Below are 26,295 nucleotides of genomic sequence, written 5' to 3'. Positions count from 1 at the left end.
CTGTTGCTTAGTCTCAACGGACGATCACTCAGGCCCGGTCTGCAGTTAGACTCGGCCACAGCATTAGCCCACAACAATAAAGAGGTGCAGTTATGGCTCGTTTGCAGAACAAGGTCGCGGTGGTCACCGGTGGCGCTTCGGGGATCGGTCTGGCCTGCGTGCGCCGTTTCGCTGTCGAAGGCGCGCAAGTGATCGGGCTGGACATCGGCAGCGCACCGGCAGACTTTCCCGGCCTGTTCATGACCCTGGACGTGCGCGACGAAGCGCAGGTGCAGCAGGTCATGCAAGACGTCATCAGCCGCTTCGGGCGCATCGATATTCTGGTCAACGCCGCCGGCGTCGCCGACCAGGGCAGCGTGACCCAGACCACCACCGCCAACTGGCAACGGGTGATGGACATCAACCTCACCGGCAGCATGCTCACCAGCAAGTACGCGCTGGCGTCGATGGTGGAACAACGCAATGGCTCGATCATCAACGTCGGTTCGATCTTCGGCCTGCAAGGCTGCGACGGCAACGTGGCCTACAACGTGTCCAAGGGCGGCATCAACCAGCTGACCCGCTCGATGGCCATCGACTACGGCTACGCCAACATTCGCGTCAACGGCCTGTGCCCGGGCCTGATCGAAACGCCGATGACCAGCATGGTCCGTGACAACGATGCGTTCCACGCCTTCTTCGCCTCGCAGCACATGCTCAGCCGCTCCGGGCAACCGGAAGAAGTGGCCAACGTCGCGCTGTTCCTGGCCTCGGACGAAGCGTCCTTTGTCAGCGGCCAGATGATCGCCGTGGACGGTGGTTTCTCCGCCGGTCGCCGTTTCGCCCCGCCCGCCCAGTAATTCGCAATCCGGCCGGGCGCCCTGCCCGGCCTACTCCCTTTTTCGCAACTGTCTTCTAACCGGGGAGGCCCCATGCCGCCTGTCGCCACCGCACTGACCATCGCTCAACTGTTCGCCAACGCTGCCCAGGCCTACGGCGACCGCCCGGCCATCGAGGACGCGGGCCACGTCATCAGCTACCGACAACTGGACCAGTTGCGCCGCCAGGCTGCCCGCGCCCTGCTGGCCCTCGACGTACAGGCCGGGGACCGCGTGGCGATCTGGGCGCCCAACGTGTGGGAATGGATCGTCGCCGCCGGCGCCCTGCAAAGTGTCGGCGCCGCCCTGGTACCGCTCAATACCCGGATGAAGGGCAGCGAGGCTGGCTACATCCTGCGCGAAAGCGGCACCTGCGTACTGTTTGCCATCGGCGAATTCCTCGGCGCGGACTACCCCGGCATGCTGGTGTCGGAAGATCTGCCTGCGCTGCGCCACATCGTCAGCCTGCGCGGCGCCAATTCGGGCACCCTGGCCTGGGAGCGGTTTATGGATCTGGCGGCCGACGTGCCGCAACTGGCCTTGCGCACCCGCGAACAGAGCGTTGGCCCGCAAGCCTTGTCCGACGTGCTGTTCACCTCGGGTACCACCGGCAAGCCCAAGGGCGTAATGACCAACCACGGCCAGAACCTGCGCATCGTACGCGACTGGAGCGACATCGTCGGGCTGCGCGAAAGTGATCGCTACCTGATCGTCAATCCATTCTTCCACTCCTTCGGCTACAAGGCCGGCTGGCTGGCCGCATTGATGCGTGGCTGCACCCTCCTGCCGCAGCAAGTGTTCGACGTGCAGGCCGTGCTTGAATGCGTGCAGCGCGAACGCATCACCGTGTTGCCCGGACCGCCGACGCTGTATCAATCGTTGCTGGCCCATCCACAACGCAGCGAGTTCGACCTGAGCTCCTTGCGGGTAGCGGTGACCGGGGCGGCGGCGATTCCCGTGGAGATGATCCACCGCATGCGCGACGAACTGGGGTTCGCCACCATCGTCACCGCGTATGGCCTGACGGAAGTCTGCGGTTTCGCCACGATCTGCCGCGCCAGCGACTCTGCGGAACTGGTCGCCAACACCAGTGGCCGGGCGATGCCTGGAGTGGAAGTGCGGTGTGTCGACAACACTGGCCGCAGCCAACCGGCGAACACTCCCGGTGAAGTGCAGATCCGCGGTTACAACCTGATGCAGGGCTATCTCAACAACCCCGAGGCCAGCCAGGAGCTTCTCGACGCCGACGGCTGGCTGCACACCGGCGACATCGGCATGCTCGACGAACAGGGTTACCTGCGCATCACCGACCGCCTCAAGGACATGTTCATCACCGGTGGCTTCAACGTGTACCCGGCGGAAATCGAACAGTGCCTGCTGACTTATCCGGGCGTGGCCCAGGCCGCGGTGATCGGCATCCCCGATGAGCGCATGGGTGAGGTGGCGATGGCGTTCCTGTTGCCTGCACCCGGAATGGAAATCGAGCAGGCGCGACTCCTCGCCTGGTGCCGTGAGCAGATGGCCAACTACAAGGTGCCGCGCCGGGTGCAGATGCTGCAGAGCATGCCGATCAATGCGGCGGGGAAAGTGACGAAGAATGTGTTGCGGGAGTGGGCATTGCGGCCGGTCAGTTAATCCCAATCCCTGTGAGAGGGTGTAAGCAGATTTCGCATTCGATACAGATCAACTGTGGGAGCGGGCTTGCTCGCGAAGGGGTCATCAGCTTCAACATTATTGTTGACTGACACACCATATTCGCGAGCAAGCCCGCTCCCACAGGATCTTATGTTTTACCTGCTACTGAGTCAGACTACCCTCGCCGGATGCTGTTGACGCGGGTCGCCGAGCATGACGCGGTGGGACGGCGGCTGGCGGCCTTCGGCTTCGCTGATGCCATAGCCGGGAGCGACTTCGGCGGTGATCAAGGTCTGCCCCGACAGCGCCATCAACTGCGGATCATTGAGCAAGGCATGAATTACCCGCCCGTTGAATTGCGGGGTTTCGGCATGGGCGAGAAACGCCTGGTACTGCTCGCCGTGCTGCTCGCCGGCAATCCGGGTGCGTTCGGTCAGTTGCGGGCCGAGCCACAGCGACAACGCCGCCACGCCCTGCCCCTCGAAATCGATCGCCATGTCCGCCGCCAGTTTGTCGACGCCGGCCTTTTGCGCGCCGTATGCCGGACCGTGCATGTAGCACCCGGCCCCGAACGACGACGTGAAGCAGATCAGTCCTTGGGCACTTTTGAGCAACAGCGGCGCGGCGTAGTAGCTGGCGATGTAGGCCGAGCGCAGGCCGACGTCGAGAATCCGGACCAGCTCCAGCGGTTTGGCCCAGAACGGCCCCGGCTCGATCAATTGGTCATGGATGAAGGCGGCGTTGTTCACCAGCAAATCCAGGTGCCCGCACTCTTCTTCTACGCGGGCAAACAACGCCCGAACCTGCGCGTCATCGGCATGGTCACAGACCACCGCGATACCGCGCCCACCGGCGGCAGTGATCGCCGCGGCGGTGTCCTCCAGCGAGCCGCGCAAGGCATGCCCGTACAGATTCGAGCCGCCCTGCGCCGGGGCGCGGCCAGTGATGTACACGGTCATGCCGGCCGCCCCGAGGGCCAGGGCGATACCCTGGCCCACTCCGCGACTGGCACCGGTCACGACGGCGACCTGTTGACGTGGCTGATTCATTCAACGCTCCCTAACGAGGTTTTCGCCGAAGCGGTTTCGCTCTGGCGCTTGATGTGATTGGCGGCCAGGTAGCCGAAGGTCATGGCCGGGCCGATTGTCGAGCCGGCGCCTGGATAAGTGCGGCCCATCATCGAGGCGGCGCTGTTGCCGATGGCGTAAAGGCCGTTGATCGGTTGCCCGTCTTCGTGCAACACGCGGGCGTGCACGTCGGTCAGCAGTCCCCCCTTGGTGCCGATGTCGCCGGCGTCGATGCGCACGGCGTAGAACGGCCCCTTGAGCAACGGCGCCAGGCACGGATTGGGCTGCACGTTTGGGTCGCCGTAGTAGCGGTCGAACAGTGAGTCGCCCTTGTGGAAATCCTCGTCGACGCCCTGCACGGCCATGCCATTGAAGCGCTGCACGGTGCGCAGCAGCCCGCCAGCGTCGACGCCGATTTTCGTCGCCAGTTCTTCCAGGCTCGACGCCTTGTGGAAGTAGTCACGCAGATGCTCGGGCAATTGCCAGTCGCGCTGGGCATAGCCCGGCAGCAAGGCACCGCACGGGTATTTGCGGCGGAACTCGGCGTCGAACACCATCCAGCACGGCACGCTCTCGCTGCCTTCGCGGTTGTTGGCGTACATCGCATAAACGATATCGGTATAGGGCGCGGCTTCATTGACGAAACGCTCCCCCGCCGCGTTGACCATCACGCACCCCGGCAAGGTTCGTTCGACGAACAACGCGCGCTGCTTCTCTTCGCCCTTGACGAAAGTGGTCGGCGCCCACCAGCTGTGCTCCATCAACGCGGTCCGCGCGCCGATGGCCTGGCCGGCGCGGATGCCGTCGCCGGTATTGTTCGGCGGCGTGGCACTCCAGTTGGCCCGGGACGGCTGCGGCAGGTACTGCTCGCGCATCGCCTGGTTACGCTCGAAACCACCGGCGGCAACGATCACCCCGTAACGCGCCTTGACGTGGAGCAACTGACCGTTGCGATTGACCCGCGCACCGCCGACCCGGTCGCCGACCAGCAGCAGTTCTTCGAGCGCACAGTTGAGCCACAGGGATTTGCCGCGATCCTGCAACGAACAGCGCAAGGCACCGATCAAGGCATTGCCCAGGGTCAGGTAGCGGTCGCGGCGGGACAAGCGCCGACCCTCGCGGTCACGCCAGTAACGCCACATCACCCGTAGCGTCAGGCGCAACCAGCCGGGGCCACGGCACAGCAGCACTTGCGCCTCTTTCATGGTCATCGCCATGCGTCCCATCATCAGGGTGCCGGGGGACGGTGCGCGCATGCGCAGGAATTCTTCGCCGAGCTCAGATGCATCGAAGGGTTGCGGATCCATCGAGCGATAGCCCGGTTTGCCGCCCGCGACTTCCGGGTAGTAATCGGCGTAGCGCGGTTGCGCCTCGAAGCGCACCCGGGTGTGTTTTTCCAGGTACTCGACCATCTCCCGGCCATGTTCGACATAGGCTTCGATGCGCCCGTCGTCGATCTCGCCATGGGTAACGGCGCGGATGTAGGCAATCGCTTCGGCTGCCGAATCACTGCCGCCGAGCGCGTTGATCCGGTGGTTGTTGGGGATCCAGATACCGCCGCCGGACACCGCCGAGGTGCCGCCGTACTCGCCGCTCTTCTCGATCAGCAGCGCATTCAAGCCCAGGTCGTGGGCGCGCAGCGCAGCGGTCATGCCCCCGGCTCCCGAGCCAATCACCAACACATCACAGCACTCGTCCCATTTGATCCCGGCAGCGTTCATGCGATCACCCTTGTTCAGCGCCCATCAGGCAGAAACCGCCACCGCCGGATCTTCGCCCGGTGCAGTCGGTCTCGGGATTGTTCGCCGCACGCGCCGGGTGTTCATCGTCCGATGGGACTAAGGCCGGGACTGCGACAGCCCCGTACAAATCGCTTAGTCCGCTTGGACGATGTTGCGCGCAAGTCGTGACTCCATAGTCGCCCACAACACCAATCCCCCCCTGAAATGCAGGTCGGGCAGGTCTGACCTGGACCATGAGGACGACATGATAAAAACAATAATCGCCCCACCAACACAGCACCCTCGCACACAGCTTGTTCTATTGATGCTGGCTGGCGGATTAAGCGCTCACGTTAACGCCATGAGCTTTCAGCCGAGCGAAGACTTGAGCATCGACTGGGACACCACACTGACGTACAGCCTCGCCTGGCGGACCGAGTCTCGCGATCACAAACTGACTGCCGATGCCAACGCCAACGACGGCGACAACGCGTTCGACAAAGGCAGCCTGATCAACAACCGCAGCGGCTTTCTCACCGAAGCCAACATCAAGTGGCAAGACAACTACGGCGTGTTTGTCCGCGCAACGGGCTTCTACGACAACGTCTACGATCAGGGCAACGACAACACCACCGGCACCTCGAACTGCTTCGCCGGTGGCCATTGCAGCCAACCCGACCGTTTCTCCCAGGACACCATCGACCAGCACCGCAATGAACTGCGCATGCTCGATTACTACGCCTACGGCACCTGGGACGTGAGCGGCCACGCCCTCAACGCACGCCTGGGTAACCAGGTGGTGAGCTGGGGTGAAAGCCTGTTCTACCCGGGTATCTCCGCAGCGCAGAGCCCGGTCGACGCGACCAAGGCGACCACCCCGGGCGTCGAGGTCAAGGAAATCCTGCTGCCGGTCGGCCAACTGTTCACCCAGTTCGCCCTGACCGAAAGCCTGGGTATCCAGGCGTACTACCAATACAAGTGGGAAAAGACCGAGCTCTTCGGCGTGGGTAGCTACTTCTCCACCACCGACTTCATCGATGAGGGCGGCTTCAACGACGCCTCCGGTTTCGTCACCCGCCTCAAGGACGACAAGCCGAGCGACAGCGGCCAGTACGGTCTGGCCTTCACCTACGCCGCCGAGTCGTTGAACAACACCGAGTTCGGCATCTACTACTCGCGCTATCACGACAAGACCCCGTCGCTGGACTTTGCCTCGACCCTGGGTCGCTACCAGGTGCGCTACTTCGACAACATCGACCTGTTCGGCGCGAGCTTCGCCACCGTGCTGGGCGACGTCAGCTGGGCCGGTGAAGTCAGCTACCGCGACGGCACGCCAGTGATGGTCGACAACGGTTTCTCCAGCCCCGTGCGTGGCAAGACCGTGCAGGCGCAAACGTCGATGATCTACGTGCTCGGCCCGACCGCCTTCGCCGACAACACCACCCTGACCGGCGAGCTGGTCTACAACACCGTGGTCAGCAACGACAAGTCGCAACCGGTGCCCCTGGCGCCGGGCTTCGCGCTGCCGGGAACCGACAGTCTGGTCTATGACCGCGATGCCTGGGGCTACACGGTGCAGGCGAACTTTGACTACAACGACGTGTTCAGCGGATGGGACATGTCGGTGCCTGTCACCTTCAGCGCCGCCGCCCACGGCGACAGCTCGATGGTCGGCTCGATCAACGCCGGCCAGAACGATAACCGCGCCAGCATCGGCAGTTCGTGGCGCTACCTGGGCAACTTCACCGTCGAGGCCCGCTACAACGCCTACCTCGCCAGTGCCAACAACAGCCCGTTGGCCGACCGCGACAACGTCGCGCTCAACTTCAAGTACCGGTTCTGATTCCCCTGTCGGAGGAGCACAGCATGTCCAGATTCACCCAAACATTATTGAGCACGGCGCTGACCGTCAGCCTGCTCGGCAGTGGCCTGGCCTACGCCAAGGTCAACCCCGAAGAAGCCGCCCGCCTGGGCCAGGACCTGACCCCGATGGGTGCCGAAAAAGCCGGCAACGCCGACGGCAGCATCCCGGCCTGGACCGGCAAATGGCGCGGCCTGCCACCCGGCCTCAAATACGCCGGCCCGGGCACGCCGTACCCGGACCCGTACGCTGCGGAAAAACCGCTGTTCGTGATCGATTCGAAGAACATGGACAAGTACGCCGACAACCTGACCGATGGCCAGAAAGCGTTGCTCAAGCGTTACCCTGACACGTTCAAGATCCCGGTGTACCCGAGCCACCGCGACTTCCGCTTCGATCAGCGCCTGGAAGACCAGATCAAGAAAAACGCCGTCACTGCCGAACTCGACAATGACAACAACGACACGAAAAACGCCTGGGGTGCTTCGCCGTTCCCGATTCCGAAGAACGGCAGCGAGTTGATGTTCAACCATACCTTGCAAGGGCGCGCCAACACCGAAGAAGCCAACTATGGCCAGGCGGTGATCTACTCCAACAAGGAAAAGGTGCTCGAAGAGGTCAACTACAAGATCTTCTCGATCTGGTCGAGCCCGGACAAGACCCTGGATACCGCCAACGGCGTGCTCACCAACTTCCTGATCACCACGCTGGAGCCGGTGCGCAAGAAAGGCGAGATCGTGGTCGGCCACGAGTTCATCAACCCGACCGCCTCCCCGCGCCAGGCCTGGCAGTACAGCCCGGGCCAACGCCGGGTCCGTCGCGCACCGACCGTAGGCTACGATTCGCCGACCGGTGCGGGAGGTTTTCGCGTGTACGACGAAGACCGTCTGTTCAACGGTGCGCCGGACCGCTACAACTGGACCATCGTCGGCAAGAAAGAGATCTACATTCCGTACCACAACTACAAGATCGATGACCCGAGCGTAACGACCGACCAGATCCTGGACACCACCGGTCACGTCGATCCGCAGTACATGCGCTACGAGAAACACCGCGTCTGGGTGTTGCAGGCCAACCTCAAGGAAGGTGCCCGCCACGTATACGCCAAGCGCGTGCTGTACCTTGACGAGGACACCTGGTCGGCAACCATGGCCGACAACTACGACAGCCGTGGCCAGTTGTGGCGCACCAACATGCAGACCTCGATCTACGCCTACGAGATGCAGCGCTACCACGCTCGCCTCGGCATCTACCACGACCTGATCGCCGGCTCCTACCTGGTTGACCGCATGCTGGTCGATCAGAAACCGGCCAAGCTCAACGCCACCGCCTTCACCGAAGACGAATTCACCCCTGGCAACCTGCGCAAACTCGGCACCCGCTAAACTCACCGCGCCCCGACCGATTTCTTCGGTCGGGGCGTTGTGCTTTGTAAAATCCGCGCCTCCCACGGAAAAGTCCCCATGAACAAACTCCTCACCGGCGTCATTGCCTTGGCCAGCGTTGGCCTGTCGATGCAAGCCAGCGCCCTGAACATCCTGCTGACCAACGACGATGGCTGCCGCGCACCCGGCATCGATGCGATGTACCGCGCCCTGACCGCTGCCGGACACACAGTCACCCTGGTCGGTCCGTTGAATGACAGCAGCGGCATCAGTGCCGCCAGCGTGGTCGTGCCCGGCCAGGCCCTGGCGGTGACCGAACTGGCGCCGGGGAAATTTTGCGTCGGGCCGCCGCAAGGCTACACCCCGCCTGCCGGCAAGACTTCCGCCATCGGCACGCCGGTGGATGCGGTCAACGTCGGCCTCGACGTGATCCTCAGGGATTCACCGCCGGACCTGGTGGTCTCGGGCAGCAACTTTGGCGAAAACGTCGGCCCGCTGACGCAGATGTCCGGCACCCTCAACGCGGCTGTGCGGGCGATGTTCAAAGGGGTTCCGGCGGTGGCGGTGTCCACGGCCATCGACATGGACCTGATCATCCGTGACCAGCAGGCCGGGTACCGCAAGACCCTCGGCGCGATGGACGACACGGCGCGCTTTGCCGTGAAGGTGATAGACCAGGCGAGCCTGGCCGGTACAGACGCCAAACAGGCCTGTGCCAGGAGTAAACATCTGTGTGATTTGAACGTGCTGGGCCTGCCGGGTGTCAGCGGCCTGAACCTCAACTACCCACCGCTGAAACCCGATGAGGTCAAGGGCGTGAGCTTTGCCCCGATCGGCAACTGGGACCGGGTGAACTTCACCTCACAACGTGGCGCCGATGGCGTGGTCCACGTCAACCTGGCCCCGCCGTCGACACCGACCGACGTCCAGCAAAAGGCCGATGCCTATCTACTGTGGCAAGGCCATGCAGTGATCACCGTGATCGACGGCAACATGACGGCACCGGAGGCGGTGCAGGATCAGGCGAAGAAAATCTTGCGAGGGATCAAGCCTTAAGCGCACTCATTCAAAAGAGATGTCGACTGACACTCCGCCATCGCGAGCAAGCTCGCTCCCACATGGTTAGCGGGTGTACGCAACATCTGCGGGCAACCAAATCTACTGTGGGAGCGAGCTTGCTCGCGATGGTGGCAACGCGGTTACGGATCAAACCCATATCGCGTCCCACAGCGGATAATCGCCCAGCTTCCCCACCAATCCCGCGCGCAGCGGGTTGGCGACGACATATCGAGCAAGCTTGACCAGGTCGTCATCCCGCCTCAACGCCCGATCGTGATAGCCCTGCTGCCAAAGACTGCCTTTACGTCCGACGGACATGTTCACGGCTCGCGTACTCAATGATTTGGTTTTTTGCATCAGTTGACTGAGTGAGCACTGCTGCAGTTCGATCAACCAATGAAAATGATCGGGCATGACGACCCAGGCTAAAGAGTTCGCCCAGTATTGTTCCTGTGCAAACTGAAATTGCTTGACGACCAGCCTGCCCAAACCGAAATCCTTGAAAACCGGTTCTCGGCCCAGCGTGTTGCTCGTCAGCAGGTAAATCCTGTTGGGTTCAGGATAGCGGCCTGTGCGCAGGCGATGTGAGGCGGGTAAATCCGGCATTCCTTTGCCCTCTACATGGTGAGTTCAGGAGAAAGGCTAGACCGGTGGATGCTTGAGAGTTGGGTCAGCTTTTGACTGGATGTGTCTGATAGATCGTCATCGCGAGCAAGCTCGCTCCCACAGGGTTTGTGGGTGTACACAAACTATGCAACCAACCGAAATCACTGAGGGAGCGAGCCTGCTCGCGAAGAGGCCGGCACATTCAACATTGATGTTGACTGACCGACCGCCTTCGCGAGCAGGCTCGCTCCCACAGGTTCAGGTGTTGGCTTCAGACTACCGGCTGGAACGGCACAAACTCGGTCACTTCCAGATCAAACCCGGACACGGCCTTGTAGGGCACCGGCGAGCTCATCAGGCGCATTTTGCGCACGTTCTGGTCGCGCAGGATCTGTGCGCCAATGCCCAGGGTCCGTTGCGGAAACTGCGGTGTGCGCGGCTTGGCGCCGCTGCGCTGGCGCAGTTGTTCGAGCACGCCGTCGGCGGTTTCCTTCTGTGCCAGCAATACCAGTACGCCGTTACCGGCGGCGGCGATGCTCGCCAGCGAGCGTTCGAGGGTCCACTGCTGTGTCCCGCCTTCGCTTTCACACCCCAGAACGTCGCGCAACGTCTCGATGCTTTGCACCCGCACCAGCACCGGTTGCGTGCTGTCGATCCGGCCCTTGACCAGTGCCAGGTGCAACGCGCCCTGGTAGGTGTCCTGATAGGTCGTCACCTGGAACTCGCCATGGCGTGTCTGTAACGGATACTCACCGCCGCGCTCGATCGTGCCCTCATGCAGGATGCGGTAGTGAATCAGGTCGGCAATGGTGCCGATCCGCAAGTCATGACGCTGGGCAAATTCATGTAACTCGGCGCCCCGGGCCAGTTCGCCGTCCTCGTTGAGAATGCCCACCAGGGTGGCCGCCGGTTGCCGCCCCGCCAGCCGTGTCAGGTCGCAAGCGGCCTCGACATGTCCGGCGCGCTGCATCACGCCACCGGGCAAGGCTTGCACCGGGAAGATATGCCCCGGCTGCACCAGGTCCGCCGGTACGCTGGCCGGGTCGACCGCCACCTGGATCGACCGCGCCCGGTCCGCCGCCGAGATGCCGGTGGACACCCCGGTGGCGGCTTCGATCGAGCGGGTAAACCCCACGCCATGCTGCGCCCGGGAGTTGGGCACCATCAGGTCCAGGCCCAGCGCGCGGCAGCGCTGCTCGGTCAAGGCCAGGCAAATCAGCCCGCGTGCCTGCACCGCCATGAAGGTGACGGCCTCGGCCCCGGCCTGTTCGGCGGCCATCAGCAGCGAGCCTTCGCCGTTGTGTTCATCGTCGGTAATCACCACCATTTGACCGGCGCCGATGGCCTCGATCAGTTGCGGCACCGTGTTGAAAACCAGGCCGCTCATTGGAGTGCCCCGCGCAAATCGGCGCAAGCGTCTGTCAACGCTTGTGCTGCGGCTTCAACAAACGGCGCCATGCTGATAAAGCCGTGGATCATGCCTTCGTAACGCTGCACGCGCACCGCCACACCGGCTTCGCGCAGGCACTCGGCCAACGCTTCGCCCTCGTCCCGCAGCGGATCGAACCCGGCGCTGAACAAGGTGGTCGGCGGCAAGCCTGCCAGGCTTTCGGCTCGCAATGGCGAGGCCAACGGATCATCCGCCTGTCCATCCTCTTGCAGGTATTGCTGCCAGAACCAGCGCATCGCCTTGGCGGAAAGCAGGTAACTTTCGGCGAATGCCTCGAAGGACTGACTGTCGCATCCGGCATCGGTGACCGGGTAGAACAGGCACTGATAGCTGATCTTCGGTCCCTTGCCTTGCGCCGCCAGTCGGCTGACCGCCAGCGCCAGATTGCCACCGGCGCTGTCGCCGGCCACGGCCAGCCGGCTGCCATCGACGCGCAGTTCAGCCGCGTGCTCAACCAGCCAGCAGGTGGCCGCATAGCAATCGAGGGGCGCCGCCGGGAACGGGTGTTCCGGGGCCAATCGATAAGCCACGGACACCACCACCGCCTCGGTCTGGCGCGCCAGCGAGCGGCAAAGATTGTCGTGGGTATCGAGATTGCCCATGACAAATCCGCCGCCATGGAAAAACACCAGCAACGGCAGGTCGGGCGCTTGCGATGGCCGGTACAGCCGTGCATCCCGATCACCGTCCGCGCCGGCCACTTTCAGATCGCGCACCTCGCTCATCGGATCGCCGGGGATGGCCGGCAGCAGGTTATCGGAGAACTGCCGGTACTGAGCGGCATCGACCTGGCTGAAATCGGGTTCCGGGAGGTCGCGAAATTGCTGGAGAACCCCGGCGATCTGCTTATCGAGCGGCATGGGCATCGTCCTCTACGTCGGTCATTTGAAATTGCGGATTGGTCTCGCCCAGGATGCTTTGTACCCGCCGCTCGAGGGCCGGTTTGAAACCCTTGTGGGGCAGGATCCAGAAGCGTTTTTGCGCGACGGCGGCGAACACTAGCGCGGCCAGCTCCGCCGGGGTCATGCCCTGGCGAATAGTGCTGTCGAGCAGTTGACTGAAGTCGGATCCGGCGGTGTCCACCACCTGGTTCGATGCCATGATTTCACTGGCCACCGGCCCCGGGCACAGCACCGAAACCGACACCTGTGCACCGAGCATGGCGAGTTCGTAATGCAGGGTTTCCGAGAGCGCGACCACGGCCTGCTTGGTCACGTTGTACGGTGCCATCAGCGGACTACTGACCAGCCCGGCAAGGGACGCGGTGTTGATCACATGGGCCGCCCGGCCCTGGCTGAGCAACAGCGGCACAAAGCTGCGAATGCCGTTGATCACGCCGCCCAGGTTGACGTCGAGCATGCGCTGCCATTGCGCCTCGGTGATTTCCCAGCTGAAGCCGGTCTGCATGACGCCGGCGTTGTTGAACAGCAGGTCGACCCCGCCAAAGTGCTCGACAGCCCGGTCACGCAAGCGCTCGACCTGCTTCACCTCACCGACATCGGTGACGCAGGCAATCGCTTGCACACCACCGGCCTTCAATTCGTCGCACAGCGCTTGCAAGCCCGCCGCATCCCGATCCGCCAGCACCAGGCGCATGCCCAGTGTCGCCGCGTGTTCGGCCAGGCCACGGCCAATACCACTGGCGGCCCCGGTAATCACCGCGACCGGCCCTTGTTCATTACTCATCGCCAACTCCTGCCATGGGTCCAATGGCGCCAGTAGAGCGGGCCGGCTTGAAGCAGCCATCGTCCATTCAGACGATGCCCGCTTTTACAGGGGCGGCAGAATCCCTTGCATGCGCCAACCCCGTGATCCCTTGGGAGAATAATAAGATGAGTACCCTGCACCGCATCGAAGCCAAACTGCTTCAAGACCGCTACGCCCGTGGCTGGCATTGCCTGGGCCTGGCTGCGCAATACCGCGACGGCAAGGCCCATCGCCTGGAGGTGTTCGGCACCCGCTTGGTGGCGTTCCAGGGTGAAGACGGCGAACTGCATATTCTTGATGGCTACTGCCCGCACATGGGTGCCGACCTGAGCACCGGTTGCGTTGAGGGCAACTCGATCCGCTGTCCGTTCCACGCCTGGCGCTGGGGCGCCGATGGCGTGTGCGACGACATCCCCTACGCCAAACGCATTCCGCCACGGGCCAGGATCAAGAGCTGGCCGATCATGGAAGAGAACCAGCTGTTGTTCGTCTGGAATGACCCCGAAGGCAACCCGCCGCTGCCGGAACAACGCATTCCGCGCATCGACGCCTGCTACAGCGACGAATGGGCCGAGTGGGAAGTCGCCGAGTTGCAGATTGGCACCAACTGCCGCGAACTGATCGACAACATCGCCGATATGGCGCACTTCGGCACAGTGCACGGCGCGCCGGTCGATGAGTTCATCAATGTTTTCGAAGGCCACCTGGCCACCCAGATCATGCGCGCCCGCAGCGAACGCTTGTCCGGCGACAGCGTGTTGACCACCGAAGCCACCTACTTCGGCCCGGCCTATCAGATCACCGAAATGAACGGCGCCATGAACGGCCAGCCGATCCATTCGATCCTGCTCAACTGCCACGTGCCGATCGATCTGGACAGCTTCACCCTGCGCTACGGCGTGCTGGTGAAAAAAATCCCGGGGCTCAGCGAAGAGCAGAACCAGGCGATGGCCAAGGCCTACGTGGCACAGGCCCAGGCAGCCTTCTACGAAGACGTGGCCATCTGGCACAGCAAGACCCGCGTCGACAACCCGCTGCTGTGCGACGGCGACGGCCCGGTCTATCAGTTGCGCCGTTGGTACGAGCAGTTCTACACCGACGTCGAGGCGCTGTCGGCGGACGTTGCCGAACACAAGAAGTATGTCGTGCGCGCCAGCGAACGGGTCTGACGCCAGCGGCTTTTCGCCCGCCCCGGGCCTGATCGGCAGCCGCCTGTCAGGCCCTGAGCCCGAGCGTTGCAAGGAGTCGATACCGGCGCTTATTCTCGGCCACCGCCAACGCTAATAATAAAAACGGTTTTTCCCTATGCAGCAGAGCCTCAGCCTCGATACGTTCAGTGATTTGATCGGCAACCTCTATCAGGGTCCGCTGGAAAACATTCCCTGGGCGACTTTCCTCAATCAGCTCAATGTGCATCTGAACAGCAAGTACGTGACTTTCATCCTGCGTCCACCCAGCGCCCACGTGGACGGGTTGATGGTCAACACCACCGGCACTTCGACCGAGGCGACCGCGTCGTATAACAAACACTTTTTCAGCCTCGACCCCTTTGTCGACCTGCCCAACCGCCAGGTCGTGACCCTCGCCGAGTTCGTCTCCAACGACGACTGGCAGAACTCCGAGTTCTACAAGAATTTCCTGGAACCGGTGGACGTGTTCCACATCCTCGGTGCCGACATCAACACCGTCGAGGGCGCCCAGTGCCGCATTCGCATCAGCCGCGGACGTGACGACAAGCCTTTCGGCAATGAAGAAAAGGCCATGCTCACGCATTTCATTCCACACCTGGAGCGGTCGATCAAGATCCACATGCAGCTCAACCGCATCGAAGCCGAGCGCAACCTGTACGCCGGCGCGGTGAACCAGATGGCGGTCGGCACGATCATCCTCGACGAGTCCGGCAAGGTGCTGCAGACCAACCAGGTGGCCGACCGGCTGATCCAGGAAAAGGACGGCATCAAACTGGTCAACGATGGCCTGCAGGTGGGAACGGCCCGGGACACCCAGGAGTTCCGCCGCCTGGTCAAGCAGTCGCTGCTGTCGCAAAAGAGCAGCAACCCGTCCGTGGTCGAAGCCCTGCGCGTGCAGCGGCCGTCCGGCAAAGCGGACCTGGGGATCATCGTGCGCTCGGTGCCATTGACCGACTGGAGCGAGGGCAAACAGTGCCCGACCGTGGTGATTTTCATCAGCGACCCGGAACAACAGTCCACCGCACCGCAGGAAATCGTGCGCGCGCTGTTCGACTTCACCCCGGCGGAAACCCAGTTGGCGATGTTGCTGGCCAACGGTCTGACCCTCGACGAAGCCTCGGAAGAGCTGGGCATCAGCCGCAACACCTCGCGGGCCCACCTGCGCTCGACCTTCTCCAAGACCGGCGTGACCCGCCAGACCATGCTGGTGCGCCTGATCCTGCGCAGCGTGGCGACCCTCGGCTGAGCCTCATTGCCGCCCTCGTCCGCTCGGACGATGGCGGCCCCCGTGGTACAGCGCACAGTGTCCCCATCCCAAACAGGGGACTGCCCCATGCGCAACTGCCCAACCATCCTCAAGACTGAACTGCTGGCGCAAAGCGGCCACTTTCAGATCGAAGCCCTGCACCTGCAATTCAGCAACGGCCAGCAGCGGGTCTACGAACGCCTGCGCGGCACCGGTTATCGCTCGGTGATGCTGGTGGCGATGCCCGATCCTGCGCATGTGCTGCTGGTGCGCGAATACGCGGTCGGTGTGGAAAAAACCATACTCGGCCTGCCCAAGGGCGGCGCCAAGCCCGATGAAGACTATTTGCAGGCGGCGCAACGCGAGCTGAGCGAAGAAGTCGGCCTGCGCGCCGCACGCCTCACCGAACTGGGCGAACTGACCCTGGCACCGGGGCATTTGTGCCATCGCTACCGGGTGGTATTGGCCGAACAACTGAGCCCCTGCCAACTCGAAGGCGACGAACCCGAACCCCTTGAATGCTTGCGTGTACCCCTGGCACAGATCCCCGAACTGGTGGCCCGCGGTGACCTCCACGAAGCCAGGGCCATTGCTGCGCTGTTCATGGCCATGGGCGCCCTCGCCCGAAGAACCTGACACCACACAGAACCTGTGGGAGCGAGCCTGCTCGCGAAGAGGCCGGCACATTCAACATCCTCGTCGCCTGACACTCCCCTTTCGCGAGCAGGCTCGTCCCACAGGGAATTGCAGCCAGACGCAAATCCCGGAAACGCCAAGTAACCTGTGGGAGCGGGCTTGCTCGCGAAGGGGCCGGCACATTCAACATCCACGTCGCCTGACACTCCGCTTTCGCGAGCAGGCTCCGTCCCACAGGGGATTGCAGCCAGACGCAAATCCCGGAAACGCCAAGTAACCTGTGGGAGCGAGCTTGCTTCGAAGGGGCAGCACATTTAACATCCATGTCGCCTGACACTCCGCTTTCGCGAGCAGGCTCGCTCCCACAGGGATTGCAGCCAGACGCAAATCCCGGAAACGCCAAGTAACCTGTGGGAGCGGGCTTGCTCGCGAAGGGGCCGGCACATTCAACATCCACGTCGCCTGACACTCCGCTTTCGCGAGCAGGCTCGCTCCACAGGGGATTGCAGCCAGACGCAAATCCCGGAAACGCCAAGTAACTGTGGGAGCGGGCTTGCTCGCGAAGGGGCCGGCACATTCAACATCCACGTCGCGTGATACACCGCCTTCGCGAACAGGCTCGCTCCCACAGGGGATTGCAGCCAGACGCAAATCCCGGAAACGCCAAGTAACCTGTGGGAGCGGGCTTGCTCGCGAAGAGGCCGGCACATTCAACATCCACGTCGCCTGATACACCGCCTTCGCGAGCAGGCTCGCTCCCACAGGGGTTGCGGAGCTCTCAAGCCATCAACTAGTCCATTCGGACGAAGCCACTGGCGAACCGTCGCCATAACCTGTCTCTACAACAATAAAACCGTGTCGAGACCCACCATGCGCAAATCCACTTGTGCTCTATTCATCATCGTCTGTGCAGGCGCTTCCACCAGTCTGTGCCAACTGTTCAAAAACGAAGCCTATCGACCGACCACGGCGTATTTCAGTTGTGCGAGCACGGCGATCAATTGCTATCCACCGCTGGTACGTAATTTGTTGCCTTAAGCGCAAGATTTCACCGGCAATAAAAAACCACCGAATCATCGGTGGTTTTTTTGCTTCCCCGGGATCAGGTCGGTAACACCGCCCTCGCCCGCGACAGAGTCAGCGCCAGGTCTTCAATCATGTCCTCCTGACCACCCACAGTCCCGCGTCGGCCCAGCTCCACCAGCAGCTCACGGGCGGCAATCCCGTACTTCTGTTCAGCACGCTTGGCGAACAGCAGGAACGAACTGTAAACCCCGGCATAACCCAAAGTCAGCGCATCGCGGTCAAGGCGGATCGGCTGGTCCATCATCGGCACCACCAGGTCTTCGGCCACGTCCATGATCTTGTACAGATCCACGCCACTGTTGACCCCCATGCGCTCCAGCACCGCGACGAACACTTCCAGCGGCGTATTGCCCGCCCCTGCGCCAAGGCCCGCCACAGACCCGTCGATCCGCGCAGCACCGGCCTCGATCGCGGCCAGTGAGTTGGCGATGGCCATGCCCATGTTGTGGTGGCCGTGAAAACCGACTTCGGTCCCGGCGTTCAGGCCGGCGCGCAGGGCACCGATCTTTTGCGTCACTTCATCGGGCAGCATGTAGCCGGCCGAGTCGGTGCAATAGATGCAATTGGCGCCGTAGCTTTCCATCAGCCGCGCCTGCTCCAGCAGTTTCTCCGGGCTGACCATGTGCGCCATCATCAGGAAGCCGACGGTGTCCAGACCCATCTTCGCCGACATGCCGATGTGCTGGCCGGACACGTCCGCTTCGGTGCAATGGGTCGCCACGCGAATGGTCGAAACCCCATGTTCATGGGCCATTTTCAGGTGGTCGAGGGTGCCGATCCCCGGCAATAACAGGGCCGAAACCCTGGCCTGTTTCATCTGCGGGATCACCGCAGCGAAGTACTCTTCGTCGCTGTGGGCCGGGAAGCCGTAGTTCAGCGACGCACCGCCCAGGCCATCGCCGTGGGTGATTTCGATCAGCGGCACACCGGCCCCATCGAGGCCGGTGGCCACCGCGACCATTTGTTCAATGCTGATCTGATGCTGTTTGGCGTGCATGCCGTCGCGCAGGCTCATGTCATGCAGACGGACGCTCTTACCTTGCAAATTCATACTCATCTCCACTCAACGGACAGGCAGTTGCAGGGTGCCCTTGTGGGCTTCTTCGGCGAACATCTCGGCCGTGCGCAAACCGGCGGCGGTCATGATGTCGAGGTTGCCGGCAGACTTGGGCAGGAAGTCGCCGAGGCCTTCGACCTCGATGAAGATCGACACCTTGCGCCCGTCGAACACCGGCCCGTTGATCAGCTTGTAGCCGGGCACATAGCGCTGCACCTCGCGAACCATGTCCAGCACCGAGGTGCGGATCGCATCCTGGTTCGGCTCGTCATCGGTCAGGCAGTGGATGGTGTCGCGCATCATCAGCGGCGGCTCGGCCGGGTTGATGACGATGATCGCCTTGCCGCGTCGGGCGCCGCCGATCTTCTCCACCGCACCGGCCGTGGTGCGGGTGAATTCATCGATGTTCTGCCGGGTACCCGGGCCAACCGAACCGGACGACACGGTGGCAACGATTTCGCCGTAGCTCACCGGTTGCACCCGCGACACCGCCGCCACCATCGGGATGGTCGCCTGGCCACCGCAGGTGACCATGTTGACGTTCATTGCCAGGCTCGACGCGTGCTCCTTGAGGTTGACCGGCGGCACGCAGAACGGGCCGATGGCCGCCGGCGTGAGGTCGATCATGATCACCCCGAGCTCGTTGAGCTTGCGACTGTTTTGCGCATGCACGTAGGCCGAGGTGGCGTCGAAAGCGATCCGAATATCATCGTCGAGCACGTGCGGCAGCAAGCCATCGACACCGTCGGCGGTGGTTTTGATGCCCATTTCCCGGGCTCGTTTCAGGCCTTCGGATTCAGGGTCGACGCCAACCATCCATACCGGCTCGATCCATTGCGATCGGCACATTTTCATCAGCAGATCGGTGCCGATATTGCCCGGGCCGATAATGGCCGCTCTGAGTTTTTTGCTCATGGGGTCAAACTCCAAAAGTCAGGCGCAGAAAGACACCCGGGCACTGCCCAGGCCATCGATGGTCAGAGAAAAACAGTCGCCGGCACGGGCCGGCTCCAGTGGCACCAGGGAGCCGGACAGGATGATTTCCCCGGCCTTGAACGGAATGCCGAAGGCGCCCAAGGTGTTGGCCAGCCAGGCCACCGCCGTCAATGGATTACCCTGAACCGCCGAACCCAGGCCTTCGCTCAAGGGTTCACCGTTCTTGAACACGCGCATGCGCAAGTTGGGCAGGTCCAGCTCGCGAGGGTCGACCTTGCTGTCGCCCAGCACGAATACGCCGCAGGAGGCGTTGTCAGCGACCGTGTCCTGGATGCGGATGCGCCAGTCGTGAATCCGCGAATCGACGATCTCGAAGCACGGCATTACGTACTCGGTCGCGTCCAGCACATCGGCCTCGGTGATGCCGGGGCCGACCAGGTCGTGCTTAAGCTTGAAGGCGATCTCGCCTTCGGCACGGGGCTGGATCAGTTTGTTGGCGGACAGGGAAATTTGCGCATCGTCGTCGAACGACATCTGCCGGGTGATGAAGCCGAAATCCGGTTGATGCACGTTGAGCATCTGTTGCACCGCCGCCGAGGTCACCCCGATCTTCTTGCCGACGATCTGGTCGCCGGCCGCCACCCGACGCTCAATGGCGTACAGGGAAATGTGATAGGCGTCTTCGATACTGATCGACGGCCAACGCTCGGTCAGCGGCGCCAGGGTGGAGCCGCTGAGCAGCGCCTGATAAAGCTCTTCGCCGAACTCACGGCGCAATTGCACGCTCATCCGCGGGCCTCCTGAAGAAACGCCAGGCACTGGCTGTTGAAATAGTCACGGTGCTCGACCTGAACCCAATGCCCGCACTCGCTGAGCATCACGAAACGGATTCTGGAACAGTTCTCGAGCATGGTCCGGGCGCCGGAGGACGGGCAGAACTTGTCGTTCATGCCCCAGAAACCGAGGATCGGGCACTGCAACTCACCCAGGCGCGACGTCATGTTCGGTACCTGCATGGTCGACAGCACGCACACCGGCTGCTGTTGCACCACGGCCACCCGCTCGTTGACCGTCTCGTCGCTGATCAGGCTTTCGTCGAACAGCTGCAGCGCCAGCAGGCGACGCATGCCCGCCGCGTCGTTCAGCTCACCCTTGGCGAAGGCCGCGCCCATTTTCTGGATACCTTCCATCTGCAGGTAATACTGTTCCTTTTCCATCAGGCCACCGGGGGCCATCAGCACCAGACGGCTGACACGCTGCGGTTGGTCGAGGGCCAGTTTGATCGCGATCGCGCCGCCCAACGAATTACCGACCAACACACAACGCTGGATGTCGAGGGCATCGAGCAAACCGCTCAGGGCTGCGACAAAAAAATCCAGGGTGTAGAGGGTGTCGGGTTTGTCCGAGGCGCCGTAGCCCGGCAGATCCGGGACTATCACCCGGTAACCGGCCTCGGCAAACACCGTGTAGTTCTGCTTGAAGTTGCTGTGACCGCTGGCGCCCGGCCCGCTGCCATGGATGAAGATCACCGGCTCGCCGTTGCCGCCATCCTTCCCGCCTGTATCCACATAGCGCAGCTGCAAACCATCCGGCAGCGTAACGAAGTGCCCTTGCGCTAAAGCGCCCATAAGGTGTCCTCCCGGCCTGTTGTTGTAGCTGGATTATTCAGACGGGCCGGCTGCGCAACATCGTCCGACAGGACTACGCCCCTGTAGGAGTGAGCCTGCTCGCGAAAAACGCCAGGACACCGTGGGGCATCAGGTTTTACGCGTTATCGTTGACGTCCATCGCGAGCAGGCTCGCTCCTACACCGTTCCTAGTCTCATCGGACGTTGGATTACAGGAACCACAGACCTAGCATCGACGGCATTCCCGAGCAGCAAAAAGAGAATTCCCATGCTGGATCCAATGGACTTTCGCGGCAAAGTGGTACTGGTCACCGGCGGTGGCAAAGGTGTGGGTCGCGGCATCAGCCAGCGCTTTCTCGAGTGCGGCGCCGAGGTGGTGATCTGCGGTCGCCAAGCCCCGCCATCCTTGCCTGCCAGCGGCGGGCGCGAGGCGCTGTTCGTGCCCTGCGACCTGCGGGACGTCGAACAATCCGGGCGCTTGATCACACAGATCGTCGAGCGTTTCGGCCGCCTCGATGTGCTGGTCAACAACGCCGGCGGCTCACCGAATGCCGACGCGGCCACCGCTTCTCCCCGTTTCAGTGAAGCGATCATTCGCTTGAACCTGATCGCGCCACTGAACCTGTGCCAGCAGGCCAACCAAGTGATGCAGGCCCAGGTCGACGGCGGCGCGATCATCAACATCTGCAGCGTAAGCGCCACCCGCCCCTCCCCCGGCACCGCCGCCTATGGCGCGGCCAAGGCCGGCCTGCTGAACCTGACCACCTCGCTGGCGGTGGAATGGGCGCCGAAGGTGCGGGTCAATGCGGTGATCGCCGGGCTGATTCTCACCGAGCAGGCCGCCTTGCATTATGGTGACGACGCGGGCATTGCCCGGGTGGCGGCAACCATTCCAATGCAACGCCTGGCGACCCCGGAGGACATTGGCGATACCTGCCTGTACCTGGCGTCGTCTTTGGCCCGTTACGTCAGCGGCGCGGACATCGCGGTGCACGGTGCTGGCGAGCGACCGGCGTTTCTCGACGCGGCACAATCCCATTCATAAGAGGACTTTCGACATGCCCGTAGCCAGCCACAGCGTTGTACTGAACCTCACGCAACAAGCCGCCTGGGCCAAACTGTGCGACCTGAGCCTCGCTCCGTATTACGTACCGGGCCTGACCGGTTGCCAGTTTCATCCAGGCGCAACAGAGGGTGTCGGCGCCAGTCGCCGGGTGTTGCGCAAGGGCGGTCAGTATCTGGATGAAAGCGTGGTGCAGTGGCGCGAAGGCACGGGGTTCGTCCTGCGGTTGCACAAGGGCGGCAATGACTCGCCCTTTCCGTTTCGCGAGGCAAGCTTCAGTTATGCCCTGCAAGCCGAAGGCATTGCCACCCGCATCACCCTGCAAATGCGTTACAGCCTGCGCGGAGGCAGGTTGGCAGAGTGGTTGCTGGCCAAGTCCTTCAACAAGGTCGTGCAGCAGATTGCCGAGAACCTCAAGGCCTTCTACGAAACCGGCCGCACGCAGAATTCCGATATGGCTTTGAGCACATCCAGCATTGATGTCGCCTGACACGCCGCCTTCGCGAGCAAGCCCGCTCCCACAGGGGATTGGGGGGTGTTTGCAAATGCCGGGGTCACCACAAAAACTGTGGGAGCTGGCTTGCCTGCGAAGGGGCCGGCACATCCAACATTGATGTCGCCTGACACCCCGCCTTCGCGGGCAAGCCCGCTCCCACAGGGGATTGGGGGTGCTTGCAAATGCCGGGGTCACCATAAGACCTGTGGGAGCTGGCTTGCCAGCGATGGGGTCGGAACATCCAGCATCAATGTCGCCTGACACACCGTCATCGCTGGCAAGCCAGCTCCTTGGGATCGCGGCGACCCTCAGGAACGCGCCACTTCCGAGTGAGCAATAAAACGGGTGGCGACGATCTTCCATTGGCCGGCGATACGCTGGTAACGGTCCTGATAGAACCCACCCAACTGCCGCGTCGCCCCGCTCTCGCCATCCAGGTTGAAATACCACAGGGCCCAACGGCCCCGGGCCTGATCCTCGCCCAACACCTCGATTTCCGGGTTGGCGCCATGATGCAGGTCGATCACCCGCTCATGGCAGGCCAGCTCGCGGTACAGCGCGACAAAACTGTCGCGCTCATGAAAGATCCCCAACGGACCGTAATCGATCAGCACTTCACCGTCGGCAAAGCAGTCGGCAATCACCTCGACCTGCTTGAGGTCGCAGGCATTGAGGTAGCGATGCTTGAGCTGGCGGATGTCCTCCATCGCTTCCAGGCGGGCGACCCGCTGTTCCAGATTCATGCCGCACCTCGCGCCGTCACGTTGACCTCGCTCCAGAAGGCTTTCATCGAGCGGATCTGGCCGTGGGCATCGAACTCCATCACGTCGATCACATGCAGCGAGCACGGTTGCCCGCCCCACTCCATGTCGACCCGGAACGGCATCGCCCCGCAACCGTTGAGCGTGGCGCGCACCGGGCCGGTCCGGGTTGCGGAGACTTTCATCGCCCCCAGCCCCTCACGATAAAAACGCGCGATGGCGTCGATGCCCTGCAACGGCGCCTGGCCGACCGGGTCTTCAACAGTGGCGTCTTTGGCGTAGAGCGCGAGGATGCCTTCGATGTCGCCGGCATCCACCAGCTCCACATAACGCGCCATGGTTGCCTGGATCTGCTGTGCGCTGATCATTCAGACCACCTCGAACAGGGCGGCGGCGCCCATGCCGCCACCGATGCACATGCTCACCACCACATAACGCAAACCGCGACGCTGGCCTTCGATCAGCGCATGGCCAACCATCCGCGCCCCGGACATGCCGAACGGATGACCGATGGAAATCGCCCCGCCGTTGACGTTCAGGCGCTCGGCGGGAATGCCCAGGGTGTCGCGGCAGTACAGCACCTGACAGGCGAACGCTTCGTTCAGCTCCCAGAGGCCGATGTGGTCCATGGTCAGGCCGTGGCGCTTGAGCAGCTTGGGAATGGCGTAGACCGGGCCGATGCCCATCTCGTCGGAATTGCAGCCGGCGACGGCCATGCCGCGATAGATCCCCAGCGGTTCCAGGCCACGCTTCTCGGCCAGTTTGGCGCTCATCAACACCGAGGCCGACGCACCGTCGGACAACTGCGAGGCATTGCCGGCGGTGATGAAACGCCCCTTGTCGCTCCACTGACCGCCCGGCCATACCGGCTCCAGCGCTTTCAGGCTTTGCAGGGTGGTGTCGATGCGGTTGCACTCGTCGCGCAGCAATGTGACGGATTCATAACCGGTTTCGCCGGTAGCCTTGTCGAACAGTGCCTTGCGGCTGGTCAGCGGCGCGAGTTCGCGGTCGAAGCGCCCGGCGCTCTGGGCCTGTGCGGTACGCAGCTGACTCTGGTAGCTGTATTCGTCCTGCTCGTCGCGGGAGATGCCATAGCGCGCGGAGACGATCTCGGCGGTTTCGATCATCGGGATGTAGGCGTGCGGGTCCAGCTCGATCACTGAAGCCGACTGGTTGCGATAGAGGTTCTTGTGCTTGTTCTGCACCAGGGAAATCGACTCCAGGCCACCGGCCACGGCGATGTCGATTTCGTCGCACATGATGCCTTTGGCGGCCATGGCGATGCTCATCAGGCCCGACGAGCACTGGCGCTCAACGGCCATCCCGGCAACCGATGTCGGCAAACCGCCGGCGATCGCGCACAGGCGCCCCAGGTTGTAGGACTGCGTGCCCTGCTGCGCGGCGGCGCCAATGATCACGTCGTCCACTTCACCCGGCTCGATGCCGGCACGGCGCACGGCTTCGCGCACCACGTGGCCGCCCAGTTGCGGCGCCTCGGTGTCATTGAACGCACCGCGAAAGGCCTTGCCGATCGGAGTACGGGCGGTCGAAACGATGACGGCTTCTTTCATGCTGGATTCCTCGAAAATGCTGTTGAAGGTCAGGCCGGGTAATAGCGACTGATGGTGTCGACCACGGCGCCTGGACGTTCCTGGCCGTCGATGTCGACGCTGACGCGGATGGTCGCCTGCACGCCGCCCTTCACTTCCTCGACCGCGATCAATTGCGCACTGCCGCGTACCCGCGAACCGACGCGCACCACCGAAGGGAAGCGCACCCGCTCGCAACCGTAGTTGACGCCCATGGCCAGGCCACGGACTTCGACGATCTGCGGCAGGAACAGGTTGACCAGTGACAGGCTCAGGTAGCCATGGGCAATGCAAACACCAAACGGGCCGCTGGCAGCCTTGAGCGGATCAACGTGAATCCACTGGTGATCGCCGGTGGCGTCGGCGAACCGGTCGATGCGGTCCTGCTCCAGTAGCAGCCAGTCGCTGACGCCGAGCGATTGGCCAACGGCCTCGAACAGGGCCATCGGCGTCTCGAAAATACGTGGCATGGTCACGCCCTCTGGCTGGATACCGACAACACTTCGCCGGTCATGTAGGAGCTGTAGTCGCTGGCCAGGAACATCATCACGTTGGCCACTTCCCAGACTTCGGCGGCGCGGCCGAAGGCTTCGTTGGCGGCGAGTTGATCGAGCACCGCCTGGGGCGCGGATTTGCGCAGGAAATCGTGCAGGGCGATGCTCGGACTGACCGCGTTGATGCGGATGCCGTAGTCGGCGGCCTCGACCGCTGCACAGCGGGTCAGCGCCATGACCCCGGCCTTGGCCGCGGCGTAGTGCGACTGTTCTTTCTGCGCGCGCCAGCCCAGTACCGAGGCGTTATTGACGATGACGCCGGCACGCCGCTCCATCATTTTCGGCAGCATGGCGCGGGTCATGCGCATGGTGCCGGTGAGCGTCACATCCAGCACCCGGTTCCACTCCTCGTCGCCCATCTCCACCAGCAGGCGTGAGCCGCCAAGGCCGGCGTTGTTGATCAGCACGTCGACGCCTTGCAGGTCGCGCTCGGCGCAGGCAATCAGCTGCTGCACCTGGGCTTCGTCAGCGACGTTGCAGACCTGGCCGAAGACCTGCTGCAACCCGGTGGTTTCGCGAATTTTCAGCACTGCTTCGGCCAACCGGCCTTCATGGATGTCGCTGATCATCAGCGCACGGCAACCTTCCTCGGCAGCACGCACGGCGGCGGAAAAACCGATCCCGGCACCCGCCGCCGCGGTGATCAGTACCGACTTGCCGCGCAGCAGGCCGCGACCTTCAACATATTGAGGTACAGACATGAAC

The 26,295-nt window shown here is 62.8% G+C and carries 26 protein-coding genes; 11 read left to right on the top strand and 15 right to left on the bottom strand.

The window, feature by feature from the left end:
- Positions 1–92: 92 nt before the first annotated feature.
- Both PPUTUW4_RS08575 and PPUTUW4_RS08570 read left to right on the top strand, forming a co-directional pair.
- Positions 93–839, top strand: coding sequence for an SDR family oxidoreductase (locus PPUTUW4_RS08575; RefSeq protein WP_015094270.1), 747 nt, complete (start codon positions 93–95; stop codon positions 837–839).
- 72 nt (positions 840–911) lie between these two features.
- A complete protein-coding gene (locus PPUTUW4_RS08570) occupies positions 912–2,492 on the top strand; it encodes a FadD3 family acyl-CoA ligase (RefSeq protein ID WP_015094269.1) in 1,581 nt (526 codons plus the stop codon).
- Positions 2,493–2,662: 170 nt separating this feature from the next.
- Here the strand turns inward: PPUTUW4_RS08570 and PPUTUW4_RS08565 are convergent, their stop codons facing one another.
- Both PPUTUW4_RS08565 and PPUTUW4_RS08560 read right to left on the bottom strand, forming a co-directional pair.
- The gene (locus PPUTUW4_RS08565) at positions 2,663–3,541 is read right to left on the bottom strand and encodes an SDR family NAD(P)-dependent oxidoreductase (RefSeq protein ID WP_015094268.1); all 879 of its coding nucleotides are present in this window, start codon (positions 3,539–3,541) and stop codon (positions 2,663–2,665) included.
- Entirely contained in the window at positions 3,538–5,280 is a 1,743-nt protein-coding gene (locus PPUTUW4_RS08560) for an FAD-binding protein (protein WP_015094267.1), read from the bottom strand. Before PPUTUW4_RS08560 ends, PPUTUW4_RS08565 begins: the two co-directional genes overlap by 4 nt.
- 265 nt (positions 5,281–5,545) lie before the next feature.
- Between PPUTUW4_RS08560 and PPUTUW4_RS08555 the strand changes: the two genes are divergently transcribed.
- From PPUTUW4_RS08555 to PPUTUW4_RS08545, 3 genes are all read left to right on the top strand, one after another.
- Positions 5,546–7,123, top strand: a complete 1,578-nt coding sequence (locus PPUTUW4_RS08555) for a DUF1302 family protein (RefSeq protein WP_015094266.1) — start codon at positions 5,546–5,548, stop codon at positions 7,121–7,123.
- A 23-nt stretch (positions 7,124–7,146) separates the two neighbouring features.
- The gene (locus PPUTUW4_RS08550) at positions 7,147–8,526 is read left to right on the top strand and encodes a DUF1329 domain-containing protein (RefSeq protein WP_015094265.1); all 1,380 of its coding nucleotides are present in this window, start codon (positions 7,147–7,149) and stop codon (positions 8,524–8,526) included.
- 78 nt (positions 8,527–8,604) lie between these two features.
- The gene (locus PPUTUW4_RS08545) at positions 8,605–9,582 is read left to right on the top strand and encodes a 5'/3'-nucleotidase SurE (RefSeq protein ID WP_015094264.1); all 978 of its coding nucleotides are present in this window, start codon (positions 8,605–8,607) and stop codon (positions 9,580–9,582) included.
- A 150-nt stretch (positions 9,583–9,732) separates the two neighbouring features.
- Here the strand turns inward: PPUTUW4_RS08545 and PPUTUW4_RS08540 are convergent, their stop codons facing one another.
- The 4 genes from PPUTUW4_RS08540 to PPUTUW4_RS08525 all read right to left on the bottom strand — a co-directional run bounded on the left by PPUTUW4_RS08540 (position 9,733) and on the right by PPUTUW4_RS08525 (position 13,327).
- Positions 9,733–10,191, bottom strand: coding sequence for a transposase (locus PPUTUW4_RS08540; protein ID WP_015094263.1), 459 nt, complete (start codon positions 10,189–10,191; stop codon positions 9,733–9,735).
- Between the two features lie 271 nt (positions 10,192–10,462).
- On the bottom strand, positions 10,463–11,578 hold the full coding sequence (locus tag PPUTUW4_RS08535; protein ID WP_015094262.1) for a 3,4-dihydroxy-2-butanone-4-phosphate synthase: 1,116 nt from the start codon (positions 11,576–11,578) through the stop codon (positions 10,463–10,465).
- Positions 11,575–12,501, bottom strand: coding sequence for an alpha/beta hydrolase (locus tag PPUTUW4_RS08530; RefSeq protein ID WP_015094261.1), 927 nt, complete (start codon positions 12,499–12,501; stop codon positions 11,575–11,577). The genes PPUTUW4_RS08535 and PPUTUW4_RS08530 overlap by 4 nt, the downstream gene beginning before the upstream one ends.
- Positions 12,488–13,327, bottom strand: a complete 840-nt coding sequence (locus tag PPUTUW4_RS08525) for an SDR family NAD(P)-dependent oxidoreductase (RefSeq protein ID WP_015094260.1) — start codon at positions 13,325–13,327, stop codon at positions 12,488–12,490. The genes PPUTUW4_RS08530 and PPUTUW4_RS08525 overlap by 14 nt, the downstream gene beginning before the upstream one ends.
- Before the next feature lie 146 nt (positions 13,328–13,473).
- Between PPUTUW4_RS08525 and PPUTUW4_RS08520 the strand changes: the two genes are divergently transcribed.
- The 4 genes from PPUTUW4_RS08520 to PPUTUW4_RS30015 all read left to right on the top strand — a co-directional run bounded on the left by PPUTUW4_RS08520 (position 13,474) and on the right by PPUTUW4_RS30015 (position 17,458).
- Entirely contained in the window at positions 13,474–14,517 is a 1,044-nt protein-coding gene (locus PPUTUW4_RS08520) for a Rieske 2Fe-2S domain-containing protein (RefSeq protein ID WP_015094259.1), read from the top strand.
- A 136-nt stretch (positions 14,518–14,653) separates the two neighbouring features.
- Positions 14,654–15,784 (top strand): LuxR C-terminal-related transcriptional regulator, encoded by a 1,131-nt coding sequence (locus tag PPUTUW4_RS08515; RefSeq protein ID WP_015094258.1) that lies wholly within the window; start codon positions 14,654–14,656, stop codon positions 15,782–15,784.
- Between the two features lie 87 nt (positions 15,785–15,871).
- On the top strand, positions 15,872–16,420 hold the full coding sequence (gene nudE, locus PPUTUW4_RS08510; protein ID WP_015094257.1) for an ADP compounds hydrolase NudE: 549 nt from the start codon (positions 15,872–15,874) through the stop codon (positions 16,418–16,420).
- 870 nt (positions 16,421–17,290) lie between these two features.
- Positions 17,291–17,458 (top strand): hypothetical protein, encoded by a 168-nt coding sequence (locus tag PPUTUW4_RS30015; RefSeq protein ID WP_007976884.1) that lies wholly within the window; start codon positions 17,291–17,293, stop codon positions 17,456–17,458.
- Between the two features lie 64 nt (positions 17,459–17,522).
- Here PPUTUW4_RS30015 and dmpG read toward each other — a convergent pair whose 3' ends face one another.
- The 4 genes from dmpG to PPUTUW4_RS08490 are packed head-to-tail and all read right to left on the bottom strand — an operon-like array spanning position 17,523 to position 21,127.
- Positions 17,523–18,557 (bottom strand): 4-hydroxy-2-oxovalerate aldolase, encoded by a 1,035-nt coding sequence (gene dmpG, locus PPUTUW4_RS08505; RefSeq protein WP_015094255.1) that lies wholly within the window; start codon positions 18,555–18,557, stop codon positions 17,523–17,525.
- 12 nt (positions 18,558–18,569) lie between these two features.
- Positions 18,570–19,478, bottom strand: a complete 909-nt coding sequence (locus PPUTUW4_RS08500) for an acetaldehyde dehydrogenase (acetylating) (RefSeq protein ID WP_015094254.1) — start codon at positions 19,476–19,478, stop codon at positions 18,570–18,572.
- An 18-nt stretch (positions 19,479–19,496) separates the two neighbouring features.
- The gene (locus tag PPUTUW4_RS08495; RefSeq protein ID WP_015094253.1) at positions 19,497–20,288 is read right to left on the bottom strand and encodes a fumarylacetoacetate hydrolase family protein; all 792 of its coding nucleotides are present in this window, start codon (positions 20,286–20,288) and stop codon (positions 19,497–19,499) included.
- Positions 20,285–21,127: an alpha/beta fold hydrolase gene (locus tag PPUTUW4_RS08490; RefSeq protein ID WP_015094252.1), complete on the bottom strand. Its 843-nt coding sequence runs from the start codon at positions 21,125–21,127 to the stop codon at positions 20,285–20,287. Before PPUTUW4_RS08490 ends, PPUTUW4_RS08495 begins: the two co-directional genes overlap by 4 nt.
- A 268-nt stretch (positions 21,128–21,395) precedes the next feature.
- Between PPUTUW4_RS08490 and PPUTUW4_RS08485 the strand changes: the two genes are divergently transcribed.
- A complete protein-coding gene (locus PPUTUW4_RS08485; protein WP_015094251.1) occupies positions 21,396–22,172 on the top strand; it encodes an SDR family oxidoreductase in 777 nt (258 codons plus the stop codon).
- Between the two features lie 13 nt (positions 22,173–22,185).
- Positions 22,186–22,680 (top strand): SRPBCC family protein, encoded by a 495-nt coding sequence (locus PPUTUW4_RS08480; protein WP_015094250.1) that lies wholly within the window; start codon positions 22,186–22,188, stop codon positions 22,678–22,680.
- Positions 22,681–22,994: 314 nt separating this feature from the next.
- On the opposite strand, the gene PPUTUW4_RS08475 is transcribed toward PPUTUW4_RS08480, so the two are convergent.
- The 5 genes from PPUTUW4_RS08475 to PPUTUW4_RS08455 are packed head-to-tail and all read right to left on the bottom strand — an operon-like array spanning position 22,995 to position 26,291.
- Positions 22,995–23,429, bottom strand: a complete 435-nt coding sequence (locus tag PPUTUW4_RS08475; RefSeq protein WP_015094249.1) for a nuclear transport factor 2 family protein — start codon at positions 23,427–23,429, stop codon at positions 22,995–22,997.
- The gene (locus PPUTUW4_RS08470; protein WP_015094248.1) at positions 23,426–23,815 is read right to left on the bottom strand and encodes a steroid Delta-isomerase; all 390 of its coding nucleotides are present in this window, start codon (positions 23,813–23,815) and stop codon (positions 23,426–23,428) included. Before PPUTUW4_RS08470 ends, PPUTUW4_RS08475 begins: the two co-directional genes overlap by 4 nt.
- A complete protein-coding gene (locus PPUTUW4_RS08465) occupies positions 23,816–25,018 on the bottom strand; it encodes an acetyl-CoA C-acyltransferase (RefSeq protein ID WP_015094247.1) in 1,203 nt (400 codons plus the stop codon).
- Between the two features lie 29 nt (positions 25,019–25,047).
- Complete coding sequence (locus tag PPUTUW4_RS08460; protein WP_015094246.1) at positions 25,048–25,506, bottom strand: MaoC family dehydratase; 459 nt, start codon at positions 25,504–25,506, stop codon at positions 25,048–25,050.
- Positions 25,507–25,508: 2 nt separating this feature from the next.
- Positions 25,509–26,291: an SDR family oxidoreductase gene (locus tag PPUTUW4_RS08455; RefSeq protein WP_015094245.1), complete on the bottom strand. Its 783-nt coding sequence runs from the start codon at positions 26,289–26,291 to the stop codon at positions 25,509–25,511.
- Positions 26,292–26,295 lie beyond the last annotated feature (4 nt).

Origin of the sequence: Pseudomonas sp. UW4, from assembly GCF_000316175.1 — a bacterium.
GTDB classification, from domain to species: domain Bacteria; phylum Pseudomonadota; class Gammaproteobacteria; order Pseudomonadales; family Pseudomonadaceae; genus Aquipseudomonas; species Aquipseudomonas laurylsulfatiphila.
The sequence above is the reverse complement of the archived record's forward strand: the minus strand, read 5'-3'. Positions and strand labels throughout refer to the sequence as shown.